The sequence below is a fragment of the Streptomyces sp. NPDC102278 genome (assembly GCF_044766345.1).
Taxonomy (GTDB): domain Bacteria; phylum Actinomycetota; class Actinomycetes; order Streptomycetales; family Streptomycetaceae; genus Streptomyces.
Window position 1 is genome coordinate 99,998 of the sequence record NZ_JBIWLV010000019.1, and the last position, 21,999, is coordinate 121,996.

20 protein-coding genes are annotated in these 21,999 nt (G+C 73.0%); 11 read left to right on the plus strand and 9 right to left on the minus strand.

Features of this window, described 5'->3' with window-relative positions:
- Positions 1–175: 175 nt before the first annotated feature.
- Entirely contained in the window at positions 176–1,642 is a 1,467-nt protein-coding gene (locus tag ACIRO3_RS31775) for a maleylpyruvate isomerase N-terminal domain-containing protein (RefSeq protein ID WP_404142574.1), read from the minus strand.
- Entirely contained in the window at positions 1,639–2,217 is a 579-nt protein-coding gene (locus ACIRO3_RS31780; RefSeq protein WP_361784705.1) for a sigma-70 family RNA polymerase sigma factor, read from the minus strand. Before ACIRO3_RS31780 ends, ACIRO3_RS31775 begins: the two co-directional genes overlap by 4 nt.
- A gap of 336 nt (positions 2,218–2,553) precedes the next feature.
- On the opposite strand from ACIRO3_RS31780, the gene ACIRO3_RS31785 reads away from it, so the two are divergent.
- Positions 2,554–3,072, plus strand: coding sequence for an EF-hand domain-containing protein (locus ACIRO3_RS31785; protein WP_365998473.1), 519 nt, complete (start codon positions 2,554–2,556; stop codon positions 3,070–3,072).
- A 118-nt stretch (positions 3,073–3,190) separates the two neighbouring features.
- Here the strand turns inward: ACIRO3_RS31785 and ACIRO3_RS31790 are convergent, their stop codons facing one another.
- Positions 3,191–4,873 carry a class I adenylate-forming enzyme family protein gene (locus ACIRO3_RS31790; protein WP_404142578.1) on the minus strand — a complete coding sequence of 561 codons (1,683 nt, stop codon included), beginning with the start codon at positions 4,871–4,873 and terminating at the stop codon, positions 3,191–3,193.
- Positions 4,874–5,001: 128 nt separating this feature from the next.
- Between ACIRO3_RS31790 and ACIRO3_RS31795 the strand changes: the two genes are divergently transcribed.
- The 4 genes from ACIRO3_RS31795 to ACIRO3_RS31810 all read left to right on the plus strand — a co-directional run bounded on the left by ACIRO3_RS31795 (position 5,002) and on the right by ACIRO3_RS31810 (position 9,279).
- The gene (locus tag ACIRO3_RS31795) at positions 5,002–6,219 is read left to right on the plus strand and encodes an amidohydrolase family protein (protein WP_404142580.1); all 1,218 of its coding nucleotides are present in this window, start codon (positions 5,002–5,004) and stop codon (positions 6,217–6,219) included.
- A complete protein-coding gene (locus ACIRO3_RS31800) occupies positions 6,210–7,373 on the plus strand; it encodes an acyl-CoA dehydrogenase family protein (RefSeq protein WP_404142583.1) in 1,164 nt (387 codons plus the stop codon). The genes ACIRO3_RS31795 and ACIRO3_RS31800 overlap by 10 nt, the downstream gene beginning before the upstream one ends.
- Before the next feature lie 5 nt (positions 7,374–7,378).
- Entirely contained in the window at positions 7,379–8,281 is a 903-nt protein-coding gene (locus ACIRO3_RS31805; RefSeq protein ID WP_404142605.1) for an acyl-CoA dehydrogenase family protein, read from the plus strand.
- A gap of 512 nt (positions 8,282–8,793) precedes the next feature.
- Positions 8,794–9,279 (plus strand): ATP-binding protein, encoded by a 486-nt coding sequence (locus tag ACIRO3_RS31810; protein ID WP_361784720.1) that lies wholly within the window; start codon positions 8,794–8,796, stop codon positions 9,277–9,279.
- 213 nt (positions 9,280–9,492) lie between these two features.
- Here the strand turns inward: ACIRO3_RS31810 and ACIRO3_RS31815 are convergent, their stop codons facing one another.
- Entirely contained in the window at positions 9,493–9,807 is a 315-nt protein-coding gene (locus tag ACIRO3_RS31815; RefSeq protein ID WP_361784723.1) for a 4a-hydroxytetrahydrobiopterin dehydratase, read from the minus strand.
- 127 nt (positions 9,808–9,934) lie between these two features.
- Positions 9,935–10,861, minus strand: coding sequence for a cyclase family protein (locus ACIRO3_RS31820; RefSeq protein WP_404142608.1), 927 nt, complete (start codon positions 10,859–10,861; stop codon positions 9,935–9,937).
- 109 nt (positions 10,862–10,970) lie between these two features.
- On the opposite strand from ACIRO3_RS31820, the gene ACIRO3_RS31825 reads away from it, so the two are divergent.
- Genes ACIRO3_RS31825 through ACIRO3_RS31835 form a run of 3 tightly spaced genes read left to right on the plus strand, consistent with a single transcriptional unit; the run spans position 10,971 to position 14,213 of the window.
- Positions 10,971–11,891, plus strand: coding sequence for an SDR family NAD(P)-dependent oxidoreductase (locus tag ACIRO3_RS31825; RefSeq protein ID WP_361784732.1), 921 nt, complete (start codon positions 10,971–10,973; stop codon positions 11,889–11,891).
- A 10-nt stretch (positions 11,892–11,901) separates the two neighbouring features.
- Positions 11,902–13,149, plus strand: a complete 1,248-nt coding sequence (locus ACIRO3_RS31830; protein WP_404142588.1) for an acyl-CoA dehydrogenase family protein — start codon at positions 11,902–11,904, stop codon at positions 13,147–13,149.
- Positions 13,146–14,213 carry a Zn-dependent alcohol dehydrogenase gene (locus tag ACIRO3_RS31835; protein ID WP_366150446.1) on the plus strand — a complete coding sequence of 356 codons (1,068 nt, stop codon included), beginning with the start codon at positions 13,146–13,148 and terminating at the stop codon, positions 14,211–14,213. Before ACIRO3_RS31830 ends, ACIRO3_RS31835 begins: the two co-directional genes overlap by 4 nt.
- 123 nt (positions 14,214–14,336) lie before the next feature.
- On the opposite strand, the gene ACIRO3_RS31840 is transcribed toward ACIRO3_RS31835, so the two are convergent.
- Positions 14,337–14,954 carry a flavin reductase family protein gene (locus tag ACIRO3_RS31840; protein ID WP_404142610.1) on the minus strand — a complete coding sequence of 206 codons (618 nt, stop codon included), beginning with the start codon at positions 14,952–14,954 and terminating at the stop codon, positions 14,337–14,339.
- Between the two features lie 242 nt (positions 14,955–15,196).
- On the opposite strand from ACIRO3_RS31840, the gene ACIRO3_RS31845 reads away from it, so the two are divergent.
- Positions 15,197–15,976: a VOC family protein gene (locus ACIRO3_RS31845; protein WP_404142591.1), complete on the plus strand. Its 780-nt coding sequence runs from the start codon at positions 15,197–15,199 to the stop codon at positions 15,974–15,976.
- A 79-nt stretch (positions 15,977–16,055) separates the two neighbouring features.
- Here ACIRO3_RS31845 and ACIRO3_RS31850 read toward each other — a convergent pair whose 3' ends face one another.
- The 3 genes from ACIRO3_RS31850 to ACIRO3_RS31860 form a co-directional block, all read right to left on the minus strand.
- Positions 16,056–16,859 carry an enoyl-CoA hydratase/isomerase family protein gene (locus tag ACIRO3_RS31850; RefSeq protein WP_404142613.1) on the minus strand — a complete coding sequence of 268 codons (804 nt, stop codon included), beginning with the start codon at positions 16,857–16,859 and terminating at the stop codon, positions 16,056–16,058.
- A gap of 194 nt (positions 16,860–17,053) precedes the next feature.
- Positions 17,054–19,288, minus strand: coding sequence for an acetate--CoA ligase family protein (locus ACIRO3_RS31855; protein ID WP_404142594.1), 2,235 nt, complete (start codon positions 19,286–19,288; stop codon positions 17,054–17,056).
- A gap of 238 nt (positions 19,289–19,526) precedes the next feature.
- A complete protein-coding gene (locus ACIRO3_RS31860; RefSeq protein WP_404142596.1) occupies positions 19,527–20,696 on the minus strand; it encodes a flavin-containing monooxygenase in 1,170 nt (389 codons plus the stop codon).
- 245 nt (positions 20,697–20,941) lie between these two features.
- Here ACIRO3_RS31860 and ACIRO3_RS31865 point away from each other — a divergent pair, with 245 nt between their 5' ends.
- Positions 20,942–21,394: a DoxX family membrane protein gene (locus tag ACIRO3_RS31865; RefSeq protein WP_404142599.1), complete on the plus strand. Its 453-nt coding sequence runs from the start codon at positions 20,942–20,944 to the stop codon at positions 21,392–21,394.
- Positions 21,391–21,873, plus strand: coding sequence for an OB-fold domain-containing protein (locus ACIRO3_RS31870; RefSeq protein WP_366150444.1), 483 nt, complete (start codon positions 21,391–21,393; stop codon positions 21,871–21,873). Before ACIRO3_RS31865 ends, ACIRO3_RS31870 begins: the two co-directional genes overlap by 4 nt.
- Positions 21,874–21,999: the final 126 nt, after the last annotated feature.

Sequence of the window (21,999 nt, forward strand, 5' to 3'; positions counted from 1 at the left end):
CCCGCGGGGGGGGGGGGGCGCGGGGGCGGGGGGGGGGGGGGGGGCCCCCCCGGGGGGGGGGGGGGGGGGGGGGGGGGGGGGGGCCCCCCCCCCCGGAACCCCGGCTCCGCCGGGCACCGGGCTCCGCCCGGACCCGCGCCTCAAACGCCGGCGAGGCTGAAATGGCCGGCGGAGCCTACAGGCGGCTGAGGGAGGCCGCCGCGAAGAGGACGTCGCGGATCGCCTCGCGATCCCCGCGCTGCCCGGCGGCCGCCTCCTCCGGGGAGATGTGCCCCGCGGCCAGCCGGCAGAACTCGGCGCCCTCCAGGGCGACGTGCGCGACGGTGTGTTCCGGTGACGGCCTGGCCGCCGGCGAGTCCAGCGCGATGTCCCAGCCGCCGCCACCCGCGCCCTCGATCTCCAGGTGCAGGGTCCGGCCGGGCGCCCCCGCCGCGACCAGCCCGCGCGCCGGCGCCGCGAGCCCGGCCCGGCGCCGCTCGGCCAGCGCGCCCGGCAGCAGGCGCGCCGCGAGGTCGATCAGCTGGTGCAGGTGCGGGCCGGACGGCGGTTCGTACGGATAGTCCACGGCCTCCGCGATGTCCCAGGCGTGCACCCAGCACTCGAAGGCCCGCTCCAGGAACGCGTCCCCGAGGGGCAGTGCGAACTGCCCGTAGTCCACGGCCAGTTCGGCGACGCCGCCGCCCGCGAAGGACACGGTACGGATCAGGGTGTGGCCCTGTTCCCGCCACGGCTCGCGGACCTGGCGGGTCGTCGGGTGGGGGTGGGAGTTCCAGAAGTGCTCCGTGCGTTCCGTGGGGTCGCCCGGCGGCGCCTGCGGGCCCAGCGGGTCGTCCAGGCCGAGGGCGGCCGCGACGAGCCCGTCCACCGTCAGGAGGTGTCCGATCACCCCGGCGACCGTGGTCCGGCGCGACTGCCGCCGCTCCTCCTCGAACCACTTGAGCCGTACCGGGGTGTGCCACTCCGCATCGCCGAAGTCGCGCAGCAGCGCGTCGAGCCGCGCGGTCTCGGTGTCGTACGGCGTCGCCCAGGTCGGGACGGGGATGCGGGCCGGGCGCTTGCCCAGGCAGTCCTCCAGCACCCGCGACCGCAACAACGGCTTCAGGTCCAGGGTCTCCTCGGGCTGCAACAGCCCGACGGCGTCCCGCAGCCTGAGGGCCTCCTCGGCACAGGGCGCGCACTCGGTGAGGTGGTCCTCCACGGCCCGGGTCTCCTCGGCCGAGCAGGCGGCGAGCGCCCACGCGCCGAGCAGGGACTTCAGCACGGCGTGCGAGGGCGGCGGCCCGGGCACCGCGAGGCCCTCCGGCGCCGAACCTGACGGCGGCTCCGACGAGGGCCCTGACGACGGCCCTGACGGTGGCTCCGGCGCGGGCTCGGGCGACGGCTCCGACGGTGGCTCCGGCGCGGGCGACGGCCCTGACGGTGGCGACTGCTGCGGCAACGGGAGCCGGGACGGCCCCCGCGCCGGCGGCGGCGAGTGGTCCGGCGCGGGGTCGGGCGACTCCCGCGGCAACGGGTCCGGCGCGTGCCGCGGATCGAGGTCGTCGGCGGGCCCGCGGGGGCCGGGTATCCGTGAGGAACCGCTCACGGGTCGCTGGTAGCCGTCGGGAAAGTCGTCGGGGAACTCTTCGGCGGGACCGGTCATCGGGGCGTTCCATATCCGGGCGGGCCGTATCCGGGCGGTGAGGCGCCTTCCCGGGGGAGGACGTTGGCGGTCGACAGCAGTTGCAGCCCGAGCCGCAGCCGGCGGCGCGCCTCGTCCTCGCTGATCTGCAGGTCGGCGGCGGCCTGCCGGTAGTCGCGACGCTTGAAATAGGCGAGTTCCAGGGCGGCCCGCAGGGGCGCGGGCATGGAGGTGACGATGTAGTCCGCGCGGGCGGCGGCGTTGGCGGTGCGCACCTTCTGCTCCAGTTCCTCACGGGATCCGCGGCCCCGTTCGGCCTGGCGCAGCCGGTCCACGGCCTGGCGCTGCGTCACGCGGGCGACCCAGGAACGCATCGAGCCCTGCTTGGGGTCGTAGGCGTCCGGGTTCTCCCAGATGTAGCCGAACACCTCGCGGGTGATCCGGTCCGCGCCCGTCTCGTCCCCCAGGACGCGGTGGGCCAGGCCGTGGACCAGCGACGCGAACCGGTCGTACAGCTCGCCGAGCGCGGCGGCCTCGCCGCGGGCGAGTCGCTGCTGCATGCGGCGGTCCCAGCGCGGTGGTACGTCCTTCGGCATAGTGCCCCCAGCCGTGTGTCGACTCATCGAATGTAGTGGGCACATGGGGGTGTGCGCCTCTTTTGGGGGAAGCCGGTCCCGTGGGAGTGCCCTGCGTGATAGGCCCGTCGCTCGTGGTCGCCGGCGAAAAGTGACAGCGGTACGTGACACCCGTAAGGGCGCGTCGAATGGCACACACATGCGCGCCCCACCGCGCTCCCCGTGCGCGGGTTCGATGCGGCCACCTCCTTGACCGCTTCGCTTAACGCGCAGGCCACCAAGGCCTTACGCTCCTGCCTTGTCTTGAACTGCACCTCAACTGCACCCCATCGCACATGTGAAGGCGGAACGCCGAATATGGACAGCGCAGAATACGAGCGCAAGATCGCCGCCCGATTCGCCACCTTCGACCAGGACGGGTCCGGCTATATCGACCGCGAGGACTTCAGCGCGGCCGCGAAGGCCGTGCTGGCCGAATTCGGTACGAAGGCACGCTCCGACAAGGGTCAGGCGATCTTCGGCGGAGCCGAGGCGTTCTGGCAGGGCATGGCCGGCATCGCGGACGTCGACGGGGACCAGCGGGTCTCCCGCGAGGAGTTCGTGACGGGCGCGGCGAAGCGGCTGCGGGACAACCCGCAGCGGTTCGCCGAGATCGCCCGGCCGTTCCTGCGGGCGGTGATCGCGGTGGCGGACGAGGACGGCGGCGGTGCCACCCCGGCCGCGGCGGCCCGCGTGCTGAGTGTGCTCGGCACCCCCGTCGAGGTGGCCGGGACGGTTGCCGCGGCGCTGGACACGGACGGTGACGGCCGCATCTCCGAGGACGAGATCCTGGCGGCCTTCGCGGGCTACTGCGGGGTGGAGGCCCCGGACGCCTGACGGAACCCGGCTTCCGGGCTCGCGCCACCGGGCCCGCCCTTGGAGGGCGGCCCTCGTCCCGGCGCGTTCGCCGCGCGCGCCCTCGTCCCGGCGGCGGGCCGCCGTGTTCGGCTTCCGCTCAGGCGTAGCGCTCGCGGAGCCGGTACTTGAGGACCTTGCGCAGGGCGTCGTTGCGGGGGAGCGCGTCCACCACCTCCAGTTGTTCCGGGAGCTTGTGGGGGGAGAGGCCCCGGGCGCGGAGGTGGCCCGTCACCTCCGCCAGCGTCAGGGGGGTCGAACCGGGGGGCTGTTCGACCACCGCGCAGACGCGTTCGCCGCGCTCGGGATCCGGCAGCCCGATGACGGCGACGTCCGCGACGGCGGGGAGCTGGTGGAGGAGGTCCTCGATCTCCTTCGCGGAGATGTTCTCGCCCTTGCGAATGATGACGTCCTTGCTGCGCCCGGTGAGGACGAGGTGGCCGGTCGGGGTGAGGTGGCCCAGGTCGCCGGTGACGAGGTAGCCGTCGGCGTCGAAGGCTTCGGCCGACTGGTCGCGGTCGAGGTAGCCCTGGCAGACGGCCTCGCCGCGCAACCGGACCTCGCCGTCCTCGTTGACGGGCAGCGGCGTCCCGTCGGGTGAGGTGATGCGGATCGACATCGTCGACGGGGGACGGCCCTCGGTGGTCGCGAGGTGCTCGGGGGTGTCGTCGGGCGACCCCATGGTGATCATGGGGACCTCGGTCATGCCGTAGCCGTGGGTCAGTTGGCAGCCGAGCTCGCGGACCACCGCGTGGTAGATCTCCGGGGGCTTGGGCGCGCCGCCGCCCGCCAGCAGACGGAGGGTGGGGATGAGCGTGCGGTCGGGCCGCTTGCGCTGCTCCGCGAGGAACATGGAGTAGAAGGCGGTGGAGCCGCCCGCGACGGTGACCCCGTGGCGCCGGTAGCCGTCCAGTGCGCCGGGCATCGCGAACTTCTCGAAGAGGACCGCCGGGAAACCGTACAGCAGCAGCATCACGGTGTAGTCCGGGCCGGCGATGTGGGCGAACGGGAACGCCATCGACCCCACGTCGGCCGGCGTCAGGCGCAGGGCGTGGGCCAGGCAGGAGCCGCCAGCCATGAGCGAGCGGTCGGTGTGCAGGACGCCCTTGGGGTCCGAGGTGGTGCCGGAGGTCCAGTAGATCCAGCGCACGTCGGTTCCGGACGCCGGCGGCGGCGGGAGGGTCGAGGGGTCGCCCGAGGGGAGGCGGTCGTAGGCCTCGAAGACCCCGCGGGCGCCCAGCCGTTCGGCCATCGCGCCGTGGTCGAAGCCCCGCCAGACGCCGGGGACCGCGAAGAACTCCGCCTTGGACTCCCTGAGCGCGAAGCCGACCTCCCGGTCCCGGTAGAAGGGGATGACCGGCGACTGGACGGCGCCGAGGCGGGCGAGGGCGACCGAGAGCAGGACCGTCTCGATGCGGGTGGGCAACTGCCAGGCGACGACGGTGCCCGGGCGCACGCCCTTCGCGTACAGGCCGGCGGCCACCTCCTCGGAGCGGTCGCGCAGGGCGCCGAAGGTGAGGCGACGGTCGTCGGCGGGGTCCTCGGCCGCCTCGATGAGGACCGGGGCGTCCGGAGTGAGGGCGGCCCGGCGGTCGACGAGCTCCCACAGGGTCCGGGAACGGCCGAGTGCGATCGCGGTGGCCGTGGCGTCGGCGCCCAGGCCGGTGTCCGCGCGCAGGCCCCCGTCCAGGCCGCCGCCCAGGCCCCCGTCCGGTCCCCCTCCCGCGCCCGCGCCGTCGCCCGTTCCCGTGCCCGCGCCGGTGTTCGTTCCCGTGTCCGTCATGCGGGGACCCCCTTTAACTGACGGTTAGTCAGATCCAGCGCAGAGCGTAGGGCGCCGGCGCTTGTCGGTCCAGGGGTGGCGGGGCTAGCTTGTTTCTGACGGTCCATCAGATAGGGCGAGGGGACACCATGGAACTGCCTCGGATCATCAGCGTCGACGACCACGTGATCGAGCCCGCGCACCTCTTCGACGTGTGGCTGCCCGCCAAGTACCGCGACCGCGGCCCCAAGCCGCTGACCGCAGGCATCGGCGAACTCGCCTACACGGGCGGCAAGTACGTGATCACCATGGACCCCGACGGCCCGCCGACCGACTGGTGGATCTACGAGGACCTGAAGTTCCCGTACAAGCGCAACATCGCCGCCGTCGGCTTCGACCGCGACGACATGACCCTGGAGGGCATCACCCGCGAGGAGATGCGCCGGGGCTGCTGGGACCCCGCGGCGCGGCTCGCCGACATGGACCTCAACCACGTCGAGGCCTCGTTGTGCTTCCCCACCTTCCCCCGCTTTTGCGGCCAGACCTTCGCGGAGGCGCACGACAAGGAGGTCGCGCTGGCCTGCGTGCGCGCCTACAACGACTGGATGGTCGAGGAGTGGTGCGGTGGCAGCGGCGGCCGGCTGATCCCGCTGTGCATCATCCCGCTCTGGGACGTCGACCTCGCCGTCGCCGAGATCCGGCGCAACGCCGCGCGCGGGGTCCGGGCGGTGACCTTCTCCGAGATCCCGACCTACCTCGGGCTGCCGTCGATCCACTCCGGGTACTGGGACCCCTTCTTCGCCGTCTGCCAGGAGACCGGCACCGTCGTCAACATGCACATCGGCTCGTCCTCCCAGATGCCCGCCGCGTCCCCCGACGCGCCGCCCGCCGTGCAGGCCTCCCTCAGCTTCAACAACGCGATGGCCTCGATGATGGACTTCCTCTTCTCCGGGGTCCTGGTGAAGTTCCCGACGCTGAAACTCGCCTACAGCGAGGGCCAGATGGGCTGGATTCCGTACGCGCTGGAGCGCGCGGACGACGTGTGGCGCGAGCACCGGGCCTGGGGCGGGGTCCGCGACCTGATCCCCGAGCCGCCGTCCACCTACTACTACCGGCAGATGTTCTGCTGCTTCTTCCGCGACAAGCACGGGATCGCCTCGCTCGACGTCGTCGGGCGCGACAACGCGACCTTCGAGACCGACTACCCGCACGTCGACTCGACCTTCCCGCACACCAAGGAGGTCGCCCTCGACCACGTCAAGGGCCTCGACGAGGAGACGGTCTACAAGCTGATACGCGGCAACGCCATCCGCATGCTGGGGCTCGACCTCGACAAGGACCTGAGGTCGGGCCGCCAGTGGACCTGACCCACACCGAGGAGGAACGGGAGTTCCGGGCCCGGCTGCGCGAGTGGCTCGCCAAGGTGCTGCCCGAACTGCCCGCCAAACCGTCCCCCGACGACTGGCCCGGCCGGCGCGCGTACGACGCGGGCTGGCAGCGCCGGCTGTACGACGCCGGGTACGCCGGGCTGCACTGGCCCGTGGACGCCGGCGGGCAGGGCACGGGTCCGACCCGGCACCTGATCTTCCTGGAGGAGACGGAACGGGCCGGCGCCCCCTACGTCGGCGCCAACTTCGTCGGGTTGCTGCACGCCGGCCCGACCATCGCCGCCGAGGGCACCGCCGGGCAGCGGGCGCGCTGGCTGCCGCCCGTCCTGCGCGGCGACGAGGTGTGGTGCCAGGGGTTCAGCGAGCCGGGCGCGGGTTCGGACCTGGCCTCGCTGCGCACCCGGGCCGTGCGCGACGGCGACGAGTACGTCGTCACGGGGTCGAAGATCTGGACCTCGCACGCGGAGGTGGCGGACTGGTGCGAACTGCTGGTGAGGACCACACCCGTGGCCGCGGACACTCCCAGGCACCGGGGGATCACCTGGCTGGCCATGCCGATGGACGCGCCGGGGGTGACGGTCAGACCGCTGCGCACCCTGGCGGGATCGACCGAGTTCGCGGAGATGTTCCTGGACGAGGTGCGGATCCCGGTCGGCAACCGGGTCGGGGCCGAGGACGACGGCTGGCGCGTCACGATGGTCACCCTCTCCTTCGAGCGGGGGACGGCCTTCGTCGGCGAAGTGGTCGCCTGCCGGCGGACCCTGGGGGAGCTGGCCCGCACCGCGAAGGCGAACGGGCGCTGGGACGACCCCGTCGTGCGGCGCGCCCTGGGACGCCTGCACGGTGAGTTCGGCGCCCTGTGGCGGCTGACCCAGTGGAACGTCGGCGAAGCGGAGCGCTCCGGCGGCGTCCCGGGCACCGGGGGGAGCGTCTTCAAACTGGCCTACTCGCACGCCCGACAGGAGCTGTACGACGTGGCGGCCCTCGTGCTGGGCGCGGGCTCCCTCGCACTGGACGAGGAGTGGGTCCTGGACCGGCTCTCGTCCCTGTCGTACACCATCGCCGCGGGCACCTCGCAGATCCAGCGGAACATCGTCGCCGAGCGGATCCTCGGCCTCCCGAAGGGCCGGTGAGCGCGGTGGACTTCCAGCCGACCGAGGAGCAGCGGGACCTGCGGGCCGGTGTGCGGAGCCTGCTCGCCGGGCGGTACGGGCGCGAGGCCCTGCGGGCGTCCGTCGAGTCGGGGACCGGCGTCGACCGGCAACTGTGGCGGGAGCTCGGCGAGGCCGGCTTCTTCGCGCTGCGCCTGCCCGAGGCCGAGGGCGGCGTCGGGCTCGGTCTCCCGGAGGCGGTCCTGGTCTTCGAGGAGGCCGGGCGGGCGCTGGTGCCGGGGCCGCTGGTGGCCACGCACCTGGCGGCCGGGGTGGTCCCGGGGGCGGCGGCGGGGACCGCCGTGGTGACGGCCTCGGACCTGGACGGGTCCCTGGTGGCGCACTGGGGGGACGCGGACGCCGTGCTCGGGCTGCCCGGGTTCGCCTCGACCCCGGCCGAACCGGTGCGCTCGGCGGACCCGCTGACCCCGCTGCACCGGGTCGCGTCGGCACCGGTGTCCGACGCCCACCGGGACGAGGGCGCGCTGCTGACGGCCGCGCTCCAGGTGGGGAGCGCGCTGCGGACGCTGGAGCTGGCCGTCCGGTACGCGGGGGAGCGGGAGCAGTTCGGCCGCCCGATCGGCGCCTTCCAGGCGGTGCAGCACCTGTGCGCGCGGATGCTGGTACGGGCCGAGGTGGCCCGTACGGCGGTCTACGCGGCGGCGGTGACCGGCCACCGCGGGGAGACGGCCGCGGCGAAACTGCTGGCGGACGAGGCGGCCGTGCGCAACGCCCGGGACTGCCTCCAGGTGCACGGCGGGATGGGGTTCACCTGGGAGGCGGACGTCCACCTGCACCTCAAACGGGCCTGGGTGCGGGCGGAGCAGTGGCGCACGGCGGGCGAGGCGGAGGAACTGCTGGCGGCGGACCTGCTGGCGGGCGCGGGGTAGCGGCGGGAGCGGGGCCGGTGGTGCGGCCGGGGAGGCGGGGTGGGGTCCGGTGGTGCGGCGCGGTGTAGCCGGGGCGGGTCGGGGTACCCGGGGGATGGCATCCGGAGGGCGCCATTCGGGGCTCGCGGCTACGGGACGCGCGGGTACTGGCCCGAGGGTCGGTCCGGGTGCCGGCTCGGTGCGACGCAAAGGTCGGTGTGACGCAAAGGCACGGGAGGGACGCGACGGGACGCATGTCTGATTACAGAGAGTTGATATCGGTTTGTGTCCTTCGCCCGGCACATTACGGACCGGAGTCGGGTGCTCGCTCCGGTACGCTCCGACGAATGCGAGCGGTTGAGCGGCGTGAGCGCCGCACAGTATGCACCACGCCTACGCCTTCGCGCTGGAATATGCCCGAAGCGCTTGTTGTGGTGACTGTACGTCAACCATGCTGCTCCGCAAGGGGGTCACGGATCGTGATCCCGTTCCGTCGTGAGGCGAAGTGTCCGCCGGTTCGGATGGTGTGAGCGGTGCAGGTGCTTCAGGTTCAGCTCGAGGTAGGCGCGGACCCCGCCGAGGTCGGCCGGGCGCGCCGGTGGGCGCGGTCCCGGCTGGCGGGCTCCGGCATAGGGGACGACGAACCGCTCGCCGAGACCCTGATCCTGCTGATCTCCGAGCTGGTCACCAACGCCGTCGTGCACACGGGCTGTCCGGCGGTGCTGCGGATGCTGTTCGGGGGGCCCGGGGTGCGGGTCGAGGTGGCCGACGCGAGCGACCGGGCGCCGGCCCGCCGGCAGGCGGCCGGGGACGACACGGGCGGGCGCGGCCTGGAGCTGGTGGACGGTCTGGCGGACCGTTGGGGCTGGCAGCCGGAGGGCGCCGGCAAACGGATCTGGTGCGAGGTCGACCGGGCGCAGAAGGCGGCTGCGGACTGCGCCACGGACCGCGCCACGGACGGTCCCCGCAATCCTTCCCAACATTTCGACCAGAACCGGGAACCCCGCGTGTACCTCTAACGAGGTGTTGACGGTTCGTCACATCTTGATCACTCTGGTGGGGAGCGATTCGTCGCGAGGGGACGCCAAGGGTCCTGCCTTGACGAGTGCGGGTCGTGGGGTGGCGGCTGCCGTGCCGCGCTCGGGGCGTGCATGCGCGTCGCCGCCACCCGCAGGTCGAACCGCGCCCGGGGCCCGCGAGCGGGCCCCGGGCGCGGGACCGCCCCGCGTGACTCAGTCCAGCGGGAGTGCCTGGTGGGCGGCGACGATGACGTCGATGCGCTGCGCGAGGTCGAAGTCCGCGCGGGTCAGGCGGTTGCCGGCGTCGTGCGTGGTGATCGAGACGCGCAGGTGATCGGCGCGGAGGTCGAGGTCGGCGTGGTGCCGGATGCGCCGGGAGCGGTCCGCGATGGTCACGATGGCGGCCACCGCCGCGTGGTAGGCGATCGGGTACGTACGGGTGATGGCATCACCCTCCTGGGACCAGCCCGGCAGGTCCGCCAGGTGCTCGGCGATCTGCTCGTGCGTCATCAGCTGCGGTATGCCCATGTCGGCTCCCCTGGGTCGCGGACGCCGGGCCCTCGGCGAGGCCCGGCTCACCGGGGGCATCCTGCCACGGTCGTACCGGTCTCCGGCGACGGGCCGGTGTCTGTCCGGTGGCGGTCGCGGGACGCGGTCAGAGGACGGCGACCGGGGCGACCGGGGTGCCCACCGCGCCCACGAAGGGTTCCGGCATCGCGGAGAGGAGGAACGCGTGGCGGGATTCTTCTGCACAGGCTGTGGACAACTTTTCGAGATTCCAGTTCTGGCCCTGGTGCATGCCCATTTCCACCAGGTCCAGCGCGTGCACCGGCAGCCACAGGTTCTCGATCTCCGGCGGGAAGATCTCGAAGGTCAGGGTGTCATTGGCGACGGCCGCCACGTCCCGCGCGTGGAACCACTCGGGCGTACGGACGGACAGGCCGGGTGACGGGAAACCGTAGCCGTGCTTGTCGCCCGCCAGGTAGACCTGCATCTGGCCCGTGCGGACCAGGACGATGTCCCCGGCGCGGACGCTCACCCCGCCGAACTCCTCCGCCTCCGCCAGGTCTTCGGGCGTCACGGCGTGGTCGCCCGGGAGTCGGTCCAGGCCCTTGGCGCGGGCCACGTCCAGCAGGACCCCGCGCGAGACGATGGGGCCCGCCTTGTCGATGCCGCTGAACTCCGCCCGGCCGTGCGCCGTGACGGAGCCGGCGGGGCGGCCGTTGTAGATCCTCCCGGAGTGGGAGACGTGGGTGAGGGCGTCCCAGTGGGTGGCGCACTGGAGCCCCATCGTCACGGCGTCGTCGCTGCACGCGACCGTGCCCGGGCCGAAGATCTCCTGGTTGACCTGCACCATCGTGTGCAGCGGGTTGATCCGGCCGGGGATCATCCCGACCTGTACCCCGTCCTCCTTGAGCGGGAGCGCGAGCGGGATCCGCCGGCCGGTGCGGATCTCGGCGGCGGCCGCCCGGACGACCTCGTCGGTCACCAGGTTCAGGGTGCCGATCTCGTCGTCCGCGCCCCAGCGGCCCCAGTTGTTGACGCGTTTGGCGATGTCGTGGAACTCGGCGGGCATGCCCATCTGACTCATCAGCTCCTTGTCATACGGAACCCAACAGGGGCTTGTGCGGGCGCGTCCGCCTGCCCATAGAATCTAACGGTCCGTCAGAAATCGCGGGAAGGGGTCGGGCGTGGGGAACTTCTTGGCAGGCAAGGTCGTCGCCGTCACCGGCGCGGGCCGGGGCATCGGGCGGGCCGTGGCACTCGCCGCGGCCGCCGAGGGCGCCCGGGTCGTCGTCAACGACTACGGCGTCGGCATCGAGGGCGGCGAACCCACGAGCGAGATAGCCGAGGCGGTGGTCAAGGAGATCGTCGCCGCGGGCGGCGAGGCCGTGGCCGTCGCCGACGACGTCTCCACGATGGAGGGCGGACAGCGCATCGTCGACACCGCGCTCGCCCGGTACGGACGGATCGACGGGGTCGTCTGCGTGGCCGGCATCCTGCGCGAGCGGATGCTCTTCAACATGTCCGAGGGGGAATGGGACCCCGTCGTCGCCACCCACCTCAAGGGCACCTTCACCGTCTTCCGCGCCGCCTCCGCCGTCATGCGCAAGCAGGGCGGCGGCACCCTGATCGGCTTCACCAGCGGCAACCACCAGGGCTCCGTAGCGCAGGCCAACTACAGCGCCGCCAAGGGCGGGATCATCTCCCTCGTCCGCTCCGCGGCGCTCGGGCTCGCCAAGTACGGGGTCACGGCCAACGCGGTCGCGCCCGTCGCCCGTACCCGCATGTCGGCCAACGTGCCCATGGAACTCAAGGAGATCGGCGAGCCCGAGGACGTCGCCGCGCTGGTCACCTACCTGCTCTCCGACAAGGCCGTCGCCGTCGGCGGTGAGCGGATCACCGGGCAGGTCTACACGATCGCCGGCCCGAAGATCGCCGTGTGGGCCCAGCCGCGCGAGCTGCGCGCCGGCTACGCGGAGGGCTCCTGGACCCCGGAGAAGATCGCCGACTTCCTCCCGGGAACGGTCGGCACCGACCCGATGCCGATGCTCGCGCAGCTCGAAGCCATGGCGAAGGCGGCGGCCACCAAGGACCGCCCCAACGCGTAGAGGGGGGCCGGTGGACTTCAGCTTCGGGGCCGAGGACGAGGCGCTGCGCGCCCGCGCCCGGTCGTGGCTGGCGGAACGCCTCACGGGACCGTACGAGCGGGCCGTCGGCCTCGGCGGGCCCGGTGGCGAGCACGAGGAGGTCGCGGCGCGGCGCGCCTGGGAACGGGAGTTGGGCGCCGGCGGTTGGATCGGGCAGGGCTGGGAGGTCCCGGACGGGGCCTACGGGCAGCAGCGGCTCTCCCTGACCGGGCAGGTGGTGTGGGCGGAGGAGTACGCGGCGCTGCGCGCACCCGGCCGGGTCGGCCACATCGGGGAGAACCTCCTCGCGCCCACCCTGATCGCCCACGGGAGCCGGGAACAGCGGGAACGCTTCCTGCCCGGGATCGCGCGGGGCGAGGAACTGTGGTGCCAGGGGTACAGCGAACCGGGCGCCGGGTCCGACCTCGCGGGCGTCCGTACGAAGGCGGTCCGGGACCCCGGGGTCCCGGGCGGGCCGTACCGGGTCACCGGGCAGAAGATCTGGACCTCCCTGGCACGGGACGCGGACTGGTGCTTCGTCCTGGCCCGCACGGAGGCCGGGTCGCGGCGGCACGCGGGGCTGTCGTTCCTCCTGGTGCGCATGGATCAGCCGGGCCGCGTCGAGGTCCGGCCGATCCGGCAGATGTCGGGGACGTCGGAGTTCAACGAGGTCTTCTTCGACGGGGCGCTCGCCGCCGAGGTCGTCGGCGGCGAGGGCGACGGCTGGTCGGTGGCCGTGGGGCTGCTCGCCCTGGAACGCGGGGTGTCCACCCTGGTGCAGCAGATCGGCTTCGCGGCGGAGCTGGAACGGGTACTGGCGGCGTACACGGCCTCGGGCACCGGCGGCGCCGGGTACGGGGCCGGATGCGGTGCCTTGGGGGAGGGGGATCCCGTGCTGCGGGACCGGCTCGTACGGCAGTGGGCCGAGCTGCGCACGATGCGGTGGAACGCGCTGCGGACCCTGGGCGACGCGGGCGACGCGGGCGCGCCGAGCGTGGCCAAGCTGCTGTGGGGCGGCTGGCACAAGCGGCTCGGGGAACTCGCGGTCGCGGTCCGGGGCGCGGCGGCCGCGGTCGGGTCCGCGGACTGGGCGCCCGACCTGCCGTACGAACTCGGACTCGACGAGGAGCAGCGCCTGTTCCTGTTCACCCGCGCCGACACGATCTACGGCGGCTCGGACGAGATCCAGCGGAACATCATCGCCGAGCGCGTGCTCGGCCTGCCGAAGGAGCCCAGGTGAGAGGCGTCGTGTTCGACGGCAAGCAGGCCCAGGTGGTCGAGGATCTGGAGATCCGCGACCCCGGGCCGGGAGAGGTGCTCGTCGCGATCGCGGCGGCCGGACTGTGCCACAGCGACCTGTCGGTGATCGACGGGACGATCCCCTTCCCGCCGCCGGTGGTGCTGGGGCACGAGGGCGCGGGCGTGGTGGAGGCGGTCGGTTCCGGGGTCACGCACGTGGTGCCCGGCGATCACGTCTCCCTGTCCACCCTCGCCAACTGCGGGGCGTGCGCGGACTGCGACCGGGGCCGGCCGACGATGTGCCGCAAGGCGATCGGGATGCCGGGGCAGCCGTTCTCGCGGGGCGGGAAACCGCTGTTCCAGTTCGCCTCCAACTCGGCCTTCGCGGAACGGACGATCGTGAAGGCCGTCCAGGCGGTGAAGATCCCCGAGGACATTCCGTTGACCTCGGCGGCGCTCATCGGCTGCGGGGTCCTGACGGGCGTCGGGGCGGTGCTGAACCGGGCCAGGGTGGACCGCGGCGAGTCGGTGGTCGTCATCGGAACCGGCGGCATCGGGCTCAACGTGCTCCAGGGCGCCCGGATCGCGGGCGCGAGCACCATCGTCGCCGTGGACGCAAACCCGGCGAAGGAGGCGGTGGCCCGGCAGTTCGGCGCCACCCACTTCATCGACGCCTCGGCGGTCGCGGACTCCTCGGCCGCGGTACGGGAGATCCTGCCCACGGGGGCGGACCACGCCTTCGAGTGCGTGGGCAACGTGAGGCTGATCCGCCAGGCCGTCGACCTGCTGGACCGGCACGGGCAGGCGATCCTGCTGGGCGTGCCGGGCTTCAAGGAGGAGGCGTCGTTCCTGGTGTCGTCCATGTACCTGGACAAGACGATCATGGGCTGCCGGTACGGGTCCTCGCGTCCCCAGCGCGACATCGCCCTCTACGCCGAGCTGTACCGGCAGGGAAGGCTGCTGCTGGACGAACTGGTCACCGAGGTCTATCCGATCGAGGACTTCGCGAAGGCGGCCGACGACGCCCACCACGGCCGCGTGGCCCGCGGGGTCCTCACCTTCTGAGTCCCTTCCGCGTCACTTGCCGCGTCACCTTCCGCGTCGCTTCCGAGGCGCTTCCGAGGCGGACGGGGAAGGGCCCGGCCGGCGGGGAGACCGCCGACCGGGCCCGTCCGTCCAGGTGGCGCGTCAGCCCGTGAAGCGGCCGAAGCGGCCCTTGTGGAAGAGCAGGGGGTCGCCCTCGCCGTCCGCGCCCATGGCCTCGACGCGACCGACCACGATGAGGTGGTCCCCGCCGGTGTGGACGGCGTGGATCCGGCAGTCGATCCAGGCGGGCACGTCGTCGAGCCGCGGGGAGCCGGTGACCGGGCTCGGGCCGTGCGGCACGCCGGCGAACTTGTCCGCGCCGCTCACGGCGAACGACCGGCACAGGGCGCCCTGTTCGGCTCCCAGGATGTTGACGCAGAACACCCCGGCGCGGGCGATGCGCGGCCAGGTGGTCGACGTACGGGCCACCATGAAGGTGACCAGGGGCGGGTCGAGGGAGAGCGACGCGAAGGACTGGCAGGCGAAGCCGGCCGGCCCGTCCCCGTCCCCGTCCGCGCCGGGCGGGGCGGTGATGACCGTGACCCCGCTGGCGAAGTTCGACAGCGCGGCCCGGAACTCGGCGGGGCTGACGGGCGCGCGCTCGTCCTCGCCGACGGCCCGCAGGTCGGGGCGCGGCAGCGTGTTGACGGGTTCCGGCTCCGCCGGGGCGGAGGTGGGAGAGCCCACTGACCTGAGGTATCGGACGACGGTGGCCGCCATCCCTGCGTGTCCCATCACAGCAACGATTGAAGCTGACGGAGCGTCAGATAGGAAGGGTCGGGCGGCATCGGGCGGATCCGGCCGGCCGGCCCCCGATCGGCTCCCTGCCGCGCGGGCAGAGAAGGATTCCCCCGTACGGGTGAAACCGGCGCCTCGCACGGACTCGGACGCCGGCTGCTCCACGCGGGCTGGGCATCGTGGCATCCGTCCCGCTCCGGCCCCGTCCACCCAGGAGGATCCTCATGCTCGGCACCGACTTCCGTACCGGCTCGCCCAACTGGCTCGACCTCGGCAGCCCCGACATCGCCAGGGACGCGGCCTTCTACGGCGCCGTCTTCGGCTGGGAGTTCGTGTCCGCAGGCCCCGACGCCGGTGGCTACGGGTTCTTCCGGCTGGACGGCAAGACCGTCGCCGCCATCGGCGCGCTCACCGAGGAAGGGGCGAAGCCGGCCTGGATGGTGCACTTCGACACCCGCGACATCCAGGCCACCGTCCAGGCGATCAAGGACGGCGGTGGTGTGATCCGCATGGAGCCCACCGACGTCATGGGCCAGGGTTGGCTGGCGCAGGCCACCGACCCGCAGGGCGCGGAGTTCGCCCTGTGGCAGTCCGGCCGGACCGCCGGCTTCGAGGTGGGCTCCGCCCCCCACAGCCTCATCTGGGTGGAGCTCCACGTACCGGACCCGGCCGGGGACATCGCCTTCTACAACGGCGTGTTCGGCTGGCGGCACGCGGAGATGCAGGCGACGCCCGACATGACGTACCGCGTGCTCAGCATCGCCGACGGGGACCAGCAGGACGGCTCCTTCGGCGGCGTCGCCCCCTCGCAGGGCGCAGGGCCGACGGGCTGGGTGCCGTACTTCAACGCGCCGGACGTCGACGGCACCGTCGCGAAGGCCACCGAGAACGGCGGCACGGTCCTGATGCCGCCCGCCGACGTGCCGAGCGTCGGCCGGATCGCCTTCCTCGCCGACCCGGCGGGCGCGATGTTCGCCCTGTTGAAGCCCGACCCGCAGATGTAGTCCCCGGCCGTGCTCCTCGGCCGTGGATCCCCACCGTGGTCCTCGGCCGTGCTTCTCGGCCGTGCTCCTCCGCCGGTCCTCAGCGGCCGAGGTACTCGGGGGTGCGGCGCTCCACGAAGCTCGCCACGCCCTCGTTCGCGTCGGCGGTGGTCATGTTGATCTCCTGAGCGGCGGCCTCGGCGGCCAGGGCGGCCGCCCGATCACCGTCCAGCGAGGCATTGACCAGCTGCTTCGTCATGGCGATGGCCCGGGTCGGGCCCTGGGCTAGGCGCTCGGCCCACTCCCGGGCCGTCGACTCCAGGGCCTCGGCCGGGACCACCGTGTTGACCAGCCCCAGGCGTTCGGCCTCGGCGGCGGGAACGGCGTCCCCGAAGAACAGCAGCTCCTTGGCCTTCTGCGGGCCGAGCAGCCTCGGCAACAGGTACGCGCCCCCGCCGTCCGGGACCAGCCCGCGGCGGACGAACACCTCGATGAACCGGGCCGGTTCCGCCGCGATCACCAGGTCGCAGGCCAGGGCCAGATGGGCCCCGATCCCGGCGGCCGTGCCGTTCACGGCGGCGATCACCGGCTTCTCGCAGTCGAGGACCGCCGTGATCAACCGTTGCGCCCCCGACCGGATCATCCGGGCCACGTCCCCCGCGACCCGGTCGCCGGAGGCGGGCCCCCCGCGCAGGTCCGCGCCGGCGCAGAAGCCCTTGCCGGTCGCGGTGACGACCACCGCCCGGACGGCGGGGTCGCACGAGGCCCCGTCGAGCAGCGCGATGACGCGCTCGCGCTGCTCCCGGGTGACGGCGTTCATGGCCTCCGGGCGGTTCAGGGTGATCCAGGAGACGCCGTTCTCGGTGCGGTGCAGCACGAGCCGTTCGATGTCCGGTCCGGTCATGGGGTTCGGCCCGGTCGTGATGTCCGATGCGGTCGTGGGGTCCGGTCCGGTCGTGATGTCCGATGCGGTCGTGGGGTCCGGTCCGGTCATCGGGTCCGGCGCGGTCATCGGGTCCGGTGCGGTCATGGGGTACGGGCTCCAGTCGGCCGGGGTCGGGAGGGGAAGCGCGGGGCGGGCGGTGGGCCGGGCGTCGTTCAGCGGCAGATGGCCAGCGCGTCCAACGCCACCGCGCCCTGACCGCGCGGGAGGACCATCAGCGGGTTGATGTCCAGCTCCGAGAGCACGTCGCCCAGCTCCATCGCCATCCGTTGGACTCGCAGGACGACCTCCACCAGCGCGTCCACGTCCGCCGGCGGAGCGCCCCGTACGCCCTCCAGGAGGGGATGGCCGCGCAGTTCCGTCAGCATCGCCCGCGCCTGGTCCTCGCCGAACGGCGGCACCCGGACCGCCGCGTCGCGCAGCACCTCCACCAGGACCCCGCCGAGGCCCACCGTCACGGTCGGGCCGAAGAGGTCGTCCCGGGTGACGCCGACGACCATCTCCACGCCGCGTTCCACCATCTGGCAGACGAGGATCCCGTCCAGCGGGACGTTCTCGTAGCGCGCGATGTCGGTCAGCTCCCGGTACGCGTCGCGGATCTGACTCGCGGAGGTCAGGCCGATCTTCACCAGCCCCAGCTCCGTCTTGTGGCCGAGCTGCGGGCCCGAGGCCTTCATCACCACCGGGTAGCCGACCAGCCCCGCCGCCCGGACGGCGGCCGCCGCGCTGGTGACGAGCTGCTCGCGGGGGACCCGTATCCCGTACGCCCGCAGCAGCTGCTTCGCCGCGTGCTCGCTGAGCTGCTGGCCCGGCCGCATCAGGGCCTGCGCCTTGCGGTACGAGGGCGAGGGCGTGCGCGGGGCCTCGTCGAAGGGGGAGCGGTAGGAGGCGGTGAAGCGGTGGTGGCCGAGGTAGGCCCGTACCGCGGTGATGCAGTTGCCGAAGGTACGGAACGTGGCGACGCGCGAGGAGCCCAGCAGGGTGGTGCGGTACGCCTCCTCGGTGCCGACGGGCGAACCCCAGATCACGCAGATCAGCTTGTCGCTCGTCTCGGCCGCGTCCACCAGGTCCTGGGCCAGTTTGTCGCTCATGGGCGGGAAGGGGCCGGTGATCGGACAGATCAGCACGCCCACGGAGGGGTCGGCCAGGATCGCGTCGATGATCTTGCGGCCGCGCCAGTCGCCGACGGGGTGACCGCCGTTGTCCACGGGGTTCGCGACGTTCAGGTACTCGGGGATCCACTGGTGCAGCTCGTCCTGTTTGGCCTGTGTCAGGGTCGGCAGGCTCAGGCCCGCCTCGGTGGCCAGGTCGGAGAAGTGGGCGCCGGTGCCGCCGGAGATCGAGTACACGACCACGCCGTCCGCCAGCGGCCTGCGGGCCCGCGCCAGCAGGGCGGCGGTGTCCTGGAGCTCGTCCAGGCCGTCCACCCGGATCACCCCGAACTGGCGCATGGCGGCGTCCACGACCGTGTCCGCGCCGGTCAGCTTCCCGGTGTGGGAGGCGGCCATCCGGGCGCCCGTCTCGGTGCGGCCGACCTTGACGGCGACGACCGGCACCCCGTTGCGGGCGGCCCGGTCGGCGGCCAGCAGGAAGGACCGGCCGTCCTTGAGCCCCTCGACGTAACAGGCGATGGCGCCGACCTCGGGCCGCTCCGCGAAGTAGGAGATGAAGTCGGAGGTCTCCAGGTCCGCCTCGTTGCCCGTGGGCGCCCAGTGCGAGAGCCGGATGCCGAGCTCCTGGAGCGTGTACACGGGCCGACCCTGGTGGCCGGACTGGGTGATCAGCGCGATCGCCGGACCGTCGAGGTCGTCGCGGAACGCCTCGAAGGCGTTGAGGTTGGTGTTCGGGCCGAGCAGGCGCAGGCCCGAGCGTTCGACGGCGGCCGTGAGTCGGGCCTGGGCGGCGGCCCCGACGTCGCCGGTCTCCGCGAAACCGGAGGCGAAGGCCACCGCGAACTTCACCTTGGCCTCGGCCAGTTCCTCGATGACGGGCAGCGGATCGCCGACGAGCAGCACCGCCAGGTCCACCTGCTCGGGCAGGTCGGCCACCGAGGCGTGGCACGGCAGCCCGAAGACGGTGGCGCGGGTCGGGTGGACGGGGTGGATCCGGGCGCCGACCCGCTGTGCCCAGGCGAGGAGCTGTCGCGTGATGCCGGTGTTGGGCCTGCCCTCGGTGTCGGAGGCGCCGATGACGGCCACCGACTCCGGCCGGAAGAACCGGTCCAGGTCGGGTACGTCGGCGTGCAGGGGTCGACCACTGACGTCCAGTGCGACCGCGTCCTCGGCGGACGGCGCCGCCGTGGAGTGGACGGCCGTCCTGGGGGTCTCCCCGCAGGCCTCGACGCGTGCGCGGAAGTCGGTGGTGAGGGTGCCGTGAGTAGATCCAAGCATCGTTCCGCCCGCTCCTGCTCGATGAACTCCATGAACCGAACTCATGAACGCACCGCATGAACGCATCGCGTGCATGCACTAACTGACGCGTAGTCAGATTACTGAACTGACGCGCCGTCAGGAACAGGCCTGCGCAGGAAAGGTGGTGGAGGTGATGTGGTGAACGGTGGCAGATCCCCCCACCGCCGGTCCAGGCGGGATTCGGCCGAGGCCGCCGGGGGTCTCGCGGGGTCCGGTCTCAGGGGCGGGAGCGGTCCTTCCGGGCCACCGCCTTGGCGATCTTCCGGGCGTCCAGCGCCAGCTCGCGGAACATGCCGCTGACGGGGTTGGTGAAACCGGTGAAGTACAGGTCGGGGGCGCCCGCGGGAGTGCGCGCGCCGTGCACGCGCGGCCGACCCCGTTCGTCCAGTACGTCGAGGTGACCGACCAGCCCCTCCAGGGCGCGCCGGTAGCCGGTCGCCGCGATCACCACGTCCGGGCTGATCCGCGTACCGTCCGCCAGTACCACCTCGTCGCCTTCGAGGGCGTCCACGGCGGCGACCGGTTCGACCCGACCGGACCGGACCGCGTCGATCAGCCCGACGTCCTGGATCGGGATCGCCCCCTGCCTGACCCTGCTGTACAGGCCGGTGGAGGGGCGGGGCAGCCCGTACGCCGACAGGTCCGGGACGGAGGCCCTCGCCACGAGCGCGGCGAGCCGGTCCACGAGCCGTACGGGCAGTCGGCGCACCAGGATCCCGGTGCGCTGCGCCGGCCAGCCGGCGGTGGAGCGGCGCAGGATGTGCGGGGCGGTGCGCACGGCGAGCCGCACCCGCGCGGCGCCGCCCTCGGCGAGGTCCACGGCTATCTCGGCGCCGGTGTTGCCGACGCCGACGACCAGCACGTCCCGGTCCGCGTACGGAGCGGCGGCGCGGTAGTCGGCGGCGTGCAGCAACTCCTTGCCGTACGCCTCCCGGCCCGGCCACGCGGGCAGTCGGGGGGTGTGGTTGAACCCGGTCGCCACGATCACGGCGCCGGCCGCCAGTTCCCGGCCACCACTGGCGTGCAGGGTCCAGCCGGAGTCGTCGGCGGCCCGCTCGATCCGCGTCACCTCGACCCCGGTGACCAGCTCCAGCTCGTGGAACTCGGCGTACTTCTCCAGGTAGCGCACCACGTTGTCGCGCGCGACCCAGCGCCCGAAACGACGCGGGATGGCCAGGCCGGGCAGGGCGGAGAGCCGTCGCGTGGTGTGCAGGCGCAGCCGGTCGTAGTGGCCGCGCCAGGAGGTGCCGACGGCGTCGGACCTCTCGACGACCACGGCGCGGACCCCGCGGGTGCGCAGGGCGGCGGCGACGGCGAGGCCGCCGGGACCGGCGCCGATCACGTAGGTCGGGCGGGGCTGGGTGGTCATGTCGGGAGCTTCGGGCATGAGGAGTGATCGTATCGACACACAGAGTTGATGGGTCTCGGACGAGGAGGGAATCGATTGCGGATCGATCACGGGGAGTGGGTGGGGGCGGCCGTCGTCTGGGTTCGGGGGGGGCTTGTGCTGGGTGTGCGGGGGCTTGCGGGATCGGTGCGGGGGCTTGCGGGATCGGTGCGGGGGCTTGCGGGATCGGTGCCGATCCGTTCAACTGACGTACCGTCAGATCGTGAGAGGGGTGGAGGACGCCGATGCAGACCGTCTGGCTCAGCGGGGCCGAATGGACAGCCGTGCTCCGGATAGGCCTCGGCCTGTGGTGGCTGGAGAGCTGGCGGCACAAGGACAAGAAGGGCTGGTTCGAACGCGGCACCGGCATCGCCTGGGCCGCCGACGTCGCCGGCAAGCACCGGTGGGGGTTCGTGAAGGGCGGCTTCGACACGGTCGTCCGGCCGAGACCGAAACTCATGGCATACGTGGTCGTGTACGCGGAACTCGCGCTCGGACTGGGCCTGGTGCTCGGGCTCCTGACCCCCGTGGCGCTGGTCGGCGGACTGCTGCTGAACCTGCTCTACCTGGTGCTGATGATCCACGACTGGGCCGAGCAGGGACAGAACGCGATGATGGCGCTCATCTCGGTCGTCGCGCTGTTCGCGATGGGCTGGCAGGTCTGGTCACTCGACGCGGCGATGGGACTCTTCCTGTGAACACCGCCCGGTACGACCTGCCCGAGGTCGACGACTTCACCCGCCCGTACTGGGACGCGGCGGCGCAGGGCCACCTCCTCCTGCGCCGCTGCGCGGACTGCGGGCGCGCCCACCACTACCCGCGGGAGTTCTGCCCGTACTGCTGGGCGGGCGAGGAGCGCGTGACGTGGGAGCGGGCCGGGGGACGGGCCGTGCTGTACACGTGGTCGGTGATCCACCGCAACGACCTGCCGCCGTTCGGGGAGCGGGTGCCGTACGTGGCGGCGGTGGTGGACCTGGAGGAGGGGCCGCGGATGATGACGGAGCTGGTGCCCTTTGGGGGTGGGGGGCTGTTGGGCGGGGGGCTGTTGGGTGGGGGTGGGCCGGCCGGGGCGTCGCCCTCCGGGGGTGGGTTGCGGGTCGGGATGCCGGTGGAGGTGGCGTTCCGGGAGGCGGCGGAGGGGGTGTGGGTGCCGGTTTTCGGGGTGGTCGAGCGGTAGTTCTGGCCGGGCGGCGGTGGTGGTTGTTGCCTTGCGGTTGGTTGCTGCCGGTCCCGGCTGCGCCGGGCGCCTCAAGCGCCGGCGGGGCTGGGTGGTGGGGGTGGGGCGGGGGGGGGGGGGGGGGGG